Below are 9,276 nucleotides of genomic sequence, written 5' to 3'. Positions count from 1 at the left end.
CGCTGGCCGCGTGAACGTCACCCCGCCGCGGGTCCTGTCAAGCAGGAGCGTAATGGATGCCCAGTTCGGATGGCCATAATCCCAGGCTGTCCCCTCCACGTCCACCTCTGCCGGGTTACCGGGATTGCCGGCCGAGATGACGGCCAGCTGCGGAGACATTGCGCGGACTAGATTGCGGGTGGTGCCATCGCGAGCGCCGTGATGGCCGGGCGCGTAGACATCGACATTCAGAAGAGGAGACCTGGCGCCATATCGAGTCAGCATGCTTGGGAGGGCATCACTAGTGAGATCCCCGGTCACGAGGAAGCTGCTGCCGCCGAAGGCAACTCTCACGACGACGCTGTGATTGTTGCCATTGGAGCGCCAAGCCTGGGTACCGGTTACCGACCCCCATAAGACCCGAATGTCCGGATCCACCTGTGGACAAGCGACAGGGTCGATGCTGTCGTTGCGGAGACCCTCAGCAGCCGAGATGTCGTCCACGCTGACCTTCCCGGGCGTAATGTTGTTAGCGGTCGCATAGGCCCATAACGTGCGCTGCCCGGCGATACCTGACCCGTTGTTCTGGGCGTTGGTCACCACATTTCGAATCCGGAAGCGATTTGCAGGATTCACAAGCGCCGAAACGCCGAGCGTGTGATCAAGATGTGGATGCGTCAACAGCACAAGATCGATCGTTCGACGCAGCCCTGGCCGGCGCGCGAAAACCCTGTTTAGATATTCGACCAGGCGCTGGGGGTTGTTGCGGGCCCCCTCTTCCTGGCCACCGGTGTCGACCAGCACGAGCCCGCAGCTGAACTCAAACAAAATTGCCTGCCCTTGACCCACATCGATGAAATGGGCGGCCATCCACCGTCCGCCCGCCAAGCTAACGCCCGGCGGGGCCCTGTCACCTAGGGTGGATCGGCTCACGACCCGCAGGTCCTGACCAGGCTGTGTCTGAGCAGCCGTCCCAAGCAATAAAGTCAGAATTGCCAGCGAACGCGCTATCGGTCGAAACATAACTCCCCCTTCCCCTCGAGTCGTTACGACGACAATACTATGTTATGAGCCCCATCACGATGATCCGGAAACCTGTCTTCGGCGGCAAGGAATTCTGGCTAAGAGTCGCAACCGTCTTTATCTGCGCCGCGCTTGTCCGACAACCGCGTCGCGAACAACCTTCGAGTCAATTTGAGCGTGCGCCCGACTCGACTTGACTTCGTCCGGAACGAGAGCGGTTCAGGATGGCGCGGCTTGACGCCACCTTGTTGAGGAGAATCAACCATGACTGTTTCGCATCTGCATCAGATGGATCTAGCGCGGAGATGGCGCATCAGTCCGCGCACACTCGAGCGCTGGCGCTATGTCGGGACGGGACCGAGGTATCTCAAGATTGGCGGGCGGGTCGTTTACCGGTTGAGCGATATAGAGGATTACGAGCAGGCATCGGTCCAGAACCACGACGCCTTCATCGAGCACGGCAGAAGGGACTTGCAGCACCGGGTCCACAGCCCATCCGGGCGCAGGCCCGGTCCGCGAATGAACCTTATGTAAAATGGCGGATGGGAATACCGCGGCAGCGGCTGGATTGACTCGCCCACCGGTTAGTTCGATTCGCCCGCGGTGACGGCACCAAGATAGAAACACGCACGCGCTCGCGCCTGCTCGGGCACCCTGTCAGAATGGTCCAATCCTTAGAAACGCGACCGACACGAGCATTGCAGCCAACCCAGCTAATCCACACCACATCGCTCTTCGGAGCATTCGGTATTTCCGCGCGCACACGCTTGCAATTTCGAAATTATGCCGGAGCCGAGCATCGAGTAACGAGCTCTCATCGAGCGGAGCCAAGGCCGCCAGGAATTCGTCAGCGGAAGCCATGTTTGCAACCGCAGCAAAAAAGACCACCCCTTCTGTCGATTTACCAAGACGTGGAACGATGACCGCGAAGGCAGCCGACGCGCAAACTAAAAGAAGCGCAAAGGCGGCGGCAATCAACAGCTTCTCAAGCCAATTGCCCGGCGAAGTGACGAGCGTCCAGACGCCTTGCTGGCTCGCTAAATAGGCAATCGCCGCCGCCGGAATAGCGAATACCCAGGCCGCCTTCGTGTCAGCGAGCACAATATATCCATTTATATACTCCGAGTGAGCCTTAGCAAACTCGATCTTGCCTGGCATGTCCAATTGCATCGGCGCAGCGAGAGGGTCGCAACCTGCCGAGGCGTCCAACGTCGCACCTGTGGTTGCCGCCTCGGGTGGTATACCCGGTGGCGATGTGGCAGGTGCATTTTGTTTCTGCTCGGTATTCAACGCAGTCCCCCGCGAGCGCGTGTAGCGCAAGAGGGGACCGGATTTCTAGTTCCTCGTCATGTTCCACGACGAAGAGCACCGAGGTAGGGTTGCGCCTGATTTGCCGGGGGTCGCTGCCTACGCTACGACTGTTTCGAGGACTTATCAAAGTTGAAGGCAAGCGAATGGCAGGCGTCACGCAGCGACGTGAATCACTCTTGCGAGATGTCGCCGATCGCTTCGGTTACGACCTGAGCCTGCTTCTCCTTGCCGATTCGAAGGATGACGATCTGTGCCTATTGTGCGCGCACGCCTATGCTCGCAATGGGTCCGTGTTGAACGAGCTACAGGACAAAGTTCGGTGCATCGCTAACGGCGCACGAACGCAAGTAACCGATACGCTTCTCAAGAGGCACGCGTCGGAATTGATTGGCGAGCTTGGCCTCGAGGCACTGCTGCCAGGCGCACAGTTTTCCTATGACGTGCTTAATGCCGACTGCGCGCCTTTCGACTACGAATGCGAGCCCGGCGGCGCGAAGAGGATCGGCGTCCTTGTAACTGCAGGCGCAAACGTCTCCCGGCTTCCGGAGACCGAACTGGACAGAATCGCGACCGAGATCTCGATCGGTCGCTTTGAACGCTTTATCAGCACGGTTCTTCGCGCCCAGAACGACGTCTCTGCTACCAATGGCAGTCTAGATGACACCCTTCTCAAGGCATCAAAAGCGTTCGCGAACGAGATCGGCGCCGCCGGCTTCCTTTACCGCAACAACAACAAGGATGCTGAATGGGCGCAGCACTGGCTGCGCGAAGGCCGAGGGGATCCCATGCCAGCCGCACCTCCAGAGGGCCAGTCCCTAGGCACTGCTAGCAAAGGTGAAGACCCGGACCTCGTTCTAACGCGGCGTCCCGCTGACGGGGCCACGCTCGAAGTGACGCTCAGCCAGCGGTCCTACCGGATCGTCAATCTACCATTTGGACGTGCTGACACCCTTGCCCGCTCATTGAGAGATGTGAGGTCACAGGCGATCGGAATTTCATTCCAACAGAAGCGAAGTGCTGGCTATCTCCAAGGCCGCTTCAGCGAGACGGATGAGAGGGTAGCCGCCGCGATATATAACAACCTACAAAACTTCACCCAGCTCAAGCTCGCCGACGAGAGTAACGAACACGTCTTCGCGATATTGCACGGTAAAGCGTTGAGTATTGAAGGATCGGCCTCCGACATCTTTAGCTCAATCCGCGACCTGTCGTCACTGATAAAAAATGTCTACGTCCTTTCTATTGGAAGGCTCGAGAATGAAATTGAGATTAAGGTAGAGTCCGCAGATAAATCAGATAGGATAAGCAGCGCCTATCTAAATAGACTGAGGGCCAAGTATCTAGACAGATTTTATCACGGGGATATCCTGCCGGACTACGAAACTCTGGCGATGGGAATGGACTCCAACAACAATCATTACTACGTAGAAGCTCACATGCCACGCGAGTTCGCTGACTCTAGAGTATACGTTGTCTCGTTTAACGGTCCATATGTGGCCCAAGCAACTTTGCATTCCCTTATAAACATTTTCACGGAACTGTTTACTCGGATAAAAAACGAGGACTTCCGCGCGGCGCGCTCGAACGTGCTGACCGAAACCCGGCATGCAGTTTTTCACCATTTCGCCGCAGCAATAAACTGGATGGCGACCATCAAGGCTGATTGGAACATGGGAACCCGACACAGAGAGCACTGGGCTCGCCTCAGAGAGGATCCGGAATTCCCCGAGGGGATAGACTGGGCCAATTGGTCGCTCCAGCAAGCTAACTTGATCTTAGAAAACGGTCGGTTCCTAACGAAAGAAATTGATCGAAAAGCAATCAGCCGCAAGCCAATCAACGTTTCCCAGATCCTTCAGGACTGTCTGCGCGCCCTGTCGATCGAGGCACGGCGCAAATCCGTCAAGGTTACAACGAAGCTACACGGCGATGCGCGGGCAGTCGCCACGGGCGACGAGGTCCTCATGCGCATCGCGCTGATGAATCTTTTGGATAACGCGATCAAGTACTCCCTCAATCATGGGACCGTTAGCTGCGATGTCATATATAAATCAAAGACGTACGAAGTACGGATTACAAACCGTGGCGACCCTATCCCAGAAAAACAATTCCGTCGCCTCCTTCAGATCGGTGCCCGCGGGAAACAGCGCGACCATCTCAATCTGCGCCCTGGCACCGGCCTGGGATTGCCGGTCACCCACCGAATCTTACGTGCGCATTCTGAAACAGCATCCTTGGAGCTTCAATCGACAAACAATAATATGACATTTGGCGGGGCAAGCAATACGTTCCATTTCGAAATGCCATATCTCACTGGCCTCAGTAAGGCCACGCCGCACTTCCAAGACTCTAATGACGAGGACTCGTGAATGCAGCGCAACGTTTGCATCGTCCATATCGAGGACGAATTCCACCAGATGAAGTACCTCCCGGTACGCCTGCGGCAATACGTTCAACAGCATCTTTTGGACCGAACCGATGGAAGTGAATATCCGGTCGTATCGCTTGTTGTTTCGCATACGGGTGGGGCCGATAACGCCGAGTGGATAGTATACGATATCGTCGGTCCGGACGAACTCACTGCGAGCATCCGGTATATTTTCTCGGCTGCTGCTAGAATTCCGGAAGAGCTAGAAGCGCACATACTCGACGGCTCCCACTTTATCATCGATGTCCTTAGGGTTTCCGTGGACCGGCAGGCCTTGGAATCGACCGCCGAAGAGAGCATTCAGTCGGCGCTCGAAAATGGTGGCCGTCTGGAGGAGATTACGATTTACACGGCCTGTCAGGGAAGCGATCTCGACGAGGTACTTTCAAAATTCCCCTCCGTTAATCTGATCAGTAAGATCTGTGTAACTGAGCTCAATCTAATGTTGGGCGGGCTCGTGGTGAGGAGCCTAGGTGGTGGATCGCAGACATGAATCGGTTATTCTCTAGGCTCGGCAACAGCACGGAAAACTGCTCACTCGAGGAGTGGTACGAGGTGGCCCCCTGCAAAGACGGCGCCGCTCGCCTCGTCAGGCTGAGCAGCAAGCGGGATCCCCTAGGAGACGTGACCTTTCCGGGGATCGAGGTTGCCTTTATCGCGAGTTTCTACGTCCGAGGAGATGTCCCTGCCCTTGTCTATTTCTGGAGCCCGCACTTTGGGGGACTGAGCTATGCGAACGCGGAGGCTAGGGACGAGTTCTTCACTTTGATACGATTCGCAATGATGCTCGGGTCAGTCGGGTCTACATCGATGCCAAGCCTGCAACACGTCTCGAATGGATTTGACGCACAAGTCTCGGCGATATTTGGTCGAGATTCGGACTATCTCGACGGAAAGCACCTCTATTGGCTGCCGGACGGGGATATGATTTCGGTCGCGTTATATTCGGTTAGTGGGGCGACAGACACATTTTCTACGCGCTCAATATTAGAACACATTGCCCTTAATACAGACTACTTCAGGCTTAAATCACCGGTTTGGAATAGTGTTCCGATGGCGTTTCTATTTAGTCATGTCCACCATAAGCCGGCGTTGGTTGCGAAGGTGCTGCTAGAGCCCAAATGCTTCAATCCCTACGAAAGTGAACCGGACGGTTGGTTTTTGTGGCCTTGGCAAAGATCGTTAAAAGGGGGTGCCGAGCGTGGGAGGGTTCGCTATGCTCCAATCGATACGACGTCTCTTGTGTTTGATCTGCGTAAATCAACGATTGCTCTTGAGCAGCTTCGCGACGAAAATGTTGGGCTGTTTTCCGCGTTTATTAAAGAGGTAGTCGGCGTTGCGAAGGAGGCTGTTTTCGCCCAAGGCGGCTTTTTTGACAATGAAACGGGTGACGGTATCGTTGCGCATTTCTGTGACTTCGGTTTGCCGCTCGATGCGGCTATCAAGCCTGCCTCGCTTCGCGCTTTTGCTGCAGCCCAAGAGTTGATCAGGGCCGTGCATCGCATTTGTCATCAATTCCAAGAGCTGCTGAACATGGGTGTTGGCGGGCTAGGCGCGTCGGTCGGTCTCCATTCGGGCAAGGCAGTTTGGATTTGCGAGGATAACATAGTCAGTGCTTATGGCGAGAGCGCCATCATGGCCTCGAGGCTGACTGCCGAGGCTGATATCGGCGCGATCTTCGTATCCAACTACGAGTTCCAGAATCTTGCGAGGTGTTTGCCTGCGGAAGAGGTCTCGCGCTTTGAGCGACATCCATATGTCGGTAAGGAATTCAACGATCGTGCCCAGCTTTATGGTTACGTGATCCAGGTCGCGGATCCGCCTAACGTCGTGCTCCGCAGCCGTCGAAAGATTGTGTAGCGGACAGCAGGGATCACAGGCAAGAGTTGCAGAAGCTGGTCAATTTCGTGCCCGGGCCGAGCAAGGTCGCGCCGTAATGTGAAATTTCCCGATGTCCGTTCAGTGCTGCGAACCTTATGTAATATGCGGTTCGAGCCTCCCGGCGTCGCATCCGGGATCTGCGTGAGGCCCAGGTCGTGACGCGGACGATCGCGAAAGATATGCTGCAGCCGTGGACACGATTTCTTCCGAAGCGCGATCCGAAAATATGCGCCGCATACGCGGGCGGAACACCGTGCCGGAACTTGCGGTCCGCCGGCTGCTCCACCGTCGCGGGTATCGCTTTCGCCTGCACCGCAAGGATCTCCCCGGCAAACCGGACATCGTGCTGCCGCGTTTCAAGACGGCAATCTTCGTCCACGGCTGCTTCTGGCACGGACATGAAGGGTGCCGGCGTTCAAAGCTGCCGGAAACCCGAGCTCAATTCTGGGCGGAGAAAATCGGTTGGAACAAGCAGCGTGACGCCCGCGCGATAACGGCGTTGGCCGAGCGGGGTTATCAATCGGTGACGATTTGGCAATGCGAGCTGCGCGATCCCGGCGCGATCCTCCGGCGGGTGGCCGAGGTGACGAGGGGCGCGGCATGAGCGGGCCCGACGAGAGTGCCGACGACATCAAGTCGAAGCTCGCCCGCTTGATCGAGCCCGGAACCGGAGCGCCCGAGGCCGACCTGCGTACTCAAGCGCGCAAATTGGTGAAGGCCAGTACTTTGCTGCGGAAGCTGGGCGCACGCCTCCTCCCGGGAGGAGAAGCGCTCTCAGCCAAGGCGCGCATTCTGGAATATCTGCGTGTCAACGCCGGGTCCGTCGTGGACGGCGACGAGTTGATGGCGGTCGCGGGGATTAGTGAATATGCCCGCCGCATTCGCGAGCTGCGTGTCCAGGAGGGTTGGCCCATTCTCTCCGGGATGACCGGGAGAGATTTGCGCTCCTCCATGAGCGACGAGTTGCCTCTTCAGGAACTGCCTCCGGAAATGCGGCCGGACCAATATCTCCTTCAGGAGGACCGACGGGACCTCGACGCTGCGCGTCGCTGGGCGGCCGCCAATCAAATCCGACGTAGCCGCGCCGGCGTGCAGGCGAAGCTGCTGCGCTTCTTCCGCGAGAACGTGGGTCAGCGCATCACCTCAGAAGAGCTGCGCTACGTCTCCGGCGACACCAGCGAATGGGCGCGGCGCACGCGAGAGCTTCGGACGGAAGAAGGATGGCCGATCGTCACCAAATTCACGGGCGATCCGGATTTGCCGATGGGCGTCTACGTCTTGGCCCGCGATGAACAGGCGCCCGCCCATGACCGGCACATCCCCGAGATCGTGCGGCGCGAAGTGATGCAGCGCGACGACTGGCGGTGCCGATGGAACGGATGCGGCTGGTCACCGTCGGAAAATCATCGCGACCCGAGGTTCCTGGAAGTCCATCACCTCATCCAGCATGCGCACGGCGGGTCGAACGAGGCGGTAAACCTGGTGACGCTGTGCAACCTGCACCACGACGAAGTCCATCGCAGCGGTCGGCTGGAAATCACCGATATCTAAGCTGCCTTCCGAACGCGGTCACCGACCAGCAAATCCTTCACTGTCTCGGCGATGCATGCCGCCAAAGGCGGCGGCACGGCATTTCCGATCTGCCTTGCGACCTCGACCTTCGAGCCCAGGAACCTAAAATCGTCGGGGAAGCCCATGAGCCGCGCGGCTTCGCGGTGTGTAATCGGACGGTGCTCTTCAGGGTGAAGATATCGCCCCTTTTCCGGCTTGAAGAACTCGGTCCGGATCGTGACCGACGGCCGATTCCACCAGAGTCTACCGAACAGATCCGTTCCCCCGGATGTCTTCTTGATCCAGCAGGCGGGGGTCAGCTCAGGCGCATTGCGTTGAAGATCGAAGCGATTACCCCCGAGCGGGACGGCACGATAACGCGCCTTACTGAGCTCAGTCGGCGACCTCCCGAAATGAAGGTCGAGGGGCGCCGGTTCATCGCGAAACTCAGTGCCGCGGGGTGCCGGGAGATCGCCGATTGCATCCCTGACGGTCAGCCAAGGCGGAAGGTTGGACCGATCGCCCAGCGCGGCATGCGTGGGCAGGGGCGGAAATGCAGGTGCCCGTCCCAATGTACGCTTCCAGCCGATAAGCACCGTGCGTCGTCGGGTCTGGGGAGCGCCGTAATCGGCAGCCAACAGAACGTCGCCGACGAGATCGAAGCCCATGTCATCGGCGCGTGCTTCGATGCCCTGATGCTCGGGCGAATTATAGAGCTGCGCGACGTTTTCGATCACAAACGCGTTCGCGCCGCTGCGCTCGACCACGTCCATGAACGGCTGCCACAGCTCGCGCCGCCGGTCGCCTTTGCGACCCTTATTGAGGAGGCTGAAACCTTGGCAGGGCGGTCCGCCGATGACGACATCGGCGGCAGGAATATCGCGCTCCTCGGCGAGCCAAGTCTCGATGTCGGCACAAACGGCATGTTCGCCGAAATTCTCGTTGAAGGTGCGGACTGCCGCAGGGTCGAGATCCACCCCCCACACGCTGCGAAAACCGCCCGCGAAGCGGGAATCCACAAAGCCGAGTGTCATTCCGCCGGCGCCTGCAAATAGGTCGATCAGCTTCAGACTCATGAGACCCCACTTATCGGCGGCGACGCG

Annotated in this window: 9 protein-coding genes; 6 read left to right on the top strand and 3 right to left on the bottom strand. The window is 58.0% G+C overall.

The window, feature by feature from the left end; all coding sequences use genetic code 11:
- Positions 1 to 849: ComEC/Rec2 family competence protein (locus tag ACT4N8_RS06355; protein WP_444857296.1), on the bottom strand; the 849-nt coding region annotated here is incomplete at its 3' end.
- Between the two features lie 417 nt (positions 850 to 1,266).
- Here ACT4N8_RS06355 and ACT4N8_RS06350 point away from each other — a divergent pair.
- Positions 1,267 to 1,536: a helix-turn-helix transcriptional regulator gene (locus tag ACT4N8_RS06350; protein WP_444857295.1), complete on the top strand. Its 270-nt coding sequence runs from the start codon at positions 1,267 to 1,269 to the stop codon at positions 1,534 to 1,536.
- 123 nt (positions 1,537 to 1,659) lie between these two features.
- Here ACT4N8_RS06350 and ACT4N8_RS06345 read toward each other — a convergent pair whose 3' ends face one another.
- On the bottom strand, positions 1,660 to 2,292 hold the full coding sequence (locus ACT4N8_RS06345) for a Pycsar system effector family protein (RefSeq protein ID WP_444857294.1): 633 nt from the start codon (positions 2,290 to 2,292) through the stop codon (positions 1,660 to 1,662).
- Between the two features lie 164 nt (positions 2,293 to 2,456).
- Between ACT4N8_RS06345 and ACT4N8_RS06340 the strand changes: the two genes are divergently transcribed.
- From ACT4N8_RS06340 to ACT4N8_RS06320, 5 genes are all read left to right on the top strand, one after another.
- The gene (locus ACT4N8_RS06340; RefSeq protein WP_444857293.1) at positions 2,457 to 4,682 is read left to right on the top strand and encodes a sensor histidine kinase; all 2,226 of its coding nucleotides are present in this window, start codon (positions 2,457 to 2,459) and stop codon (positions 4,680 to 4,682) included.
- Positions 4,683 to 5,234: a hypothetical protein gene (locus ACT4N8_RS06335; RefSeq protein WP_444857292.1), complete on the top strand. Its 552-nt coding sequence runs from the start codon at positions 4,683 to 4,685 to the stop codon at positions 5,232 to 5,234. It abuts the gene before it with no gap.
- Positions 5,231 to 6,601 (top strand): hypothetical protein, encoded by a 1,371-nt coding sequence (locus ACT4N8_RS06330; RefSeq protein WP_444857291.1) that lies wholly within the window; start codon positions 5,231 to 5,233, stop codon positions 6,599 to 6,601. The genes ACT4N8_RS06335 and ACT4N8_RS06330 overlap by 4 nt, the downstream gene beginning before the upstream one ends.
- 211 nt (positions 6,602 to 6,812) lie before the next feature.
- A complete protein-coding gene (locus ACT4N8_RS06325; protein WP_444857290.1) occupies positions 6,813 to 7,226 on the top strand; it encodes a very short patch repair endonuclease in 414 nt (137 codons plus the stop codon).
- Positions 7,223 to 8,173 (top strand): HNH endonuclease, encoded by a 951-nt coding sequence (locus ACT4N8_RS06320; protein ID WP_444857289.1) that lies wholly within the window; start codon positions 7,223 to 7,225, stop codon positions 8,171 to 8,173. The genes ACT4N8_RS06325 and ACT4N8_RS06320 overlap by 4 nt, the downstream gene beginning before the upstream one ends.
- On the opposite strand, the gene ACT4N8_RS06315 is transcribed toward ACT4N8_RS06320, so the two are convergent.
- Positions 8,170 to 9,249: a DNA cytosine methyltransferase gene (locus tag ACT4N8_RS06315; protein WP_444857288.1), complete on the bottom strand. Its 1,080-nt coding sequence runs from the start codon at positions 9,247 to 9,249 to the stop codon at positions 8,170 to 8,172. The two genes, ACT4N8_RS06320 and ACT4N8_RS06315, sit on opposite strands and share 4 nt — an antisense overlap.
- Positions 9,250 to 9,276 lie beyond the last annotated feature (27 nt).

The sequence above is a fragment of the Sphingosinicella sp. genome (assembly GCF_052387495.1).
Taxonomy (GTDB): Bacteria; Pseudomonadota; Alphaproteobacteria; order Sphingomonadales; family Sphingomonadaceae; genus Allosphingosinicella.
The sequence above is the reverse complement of the archived record's forward strand: the minus strand, read 5'-3'. Positions and strand labels throughout refer to the sequence as shown.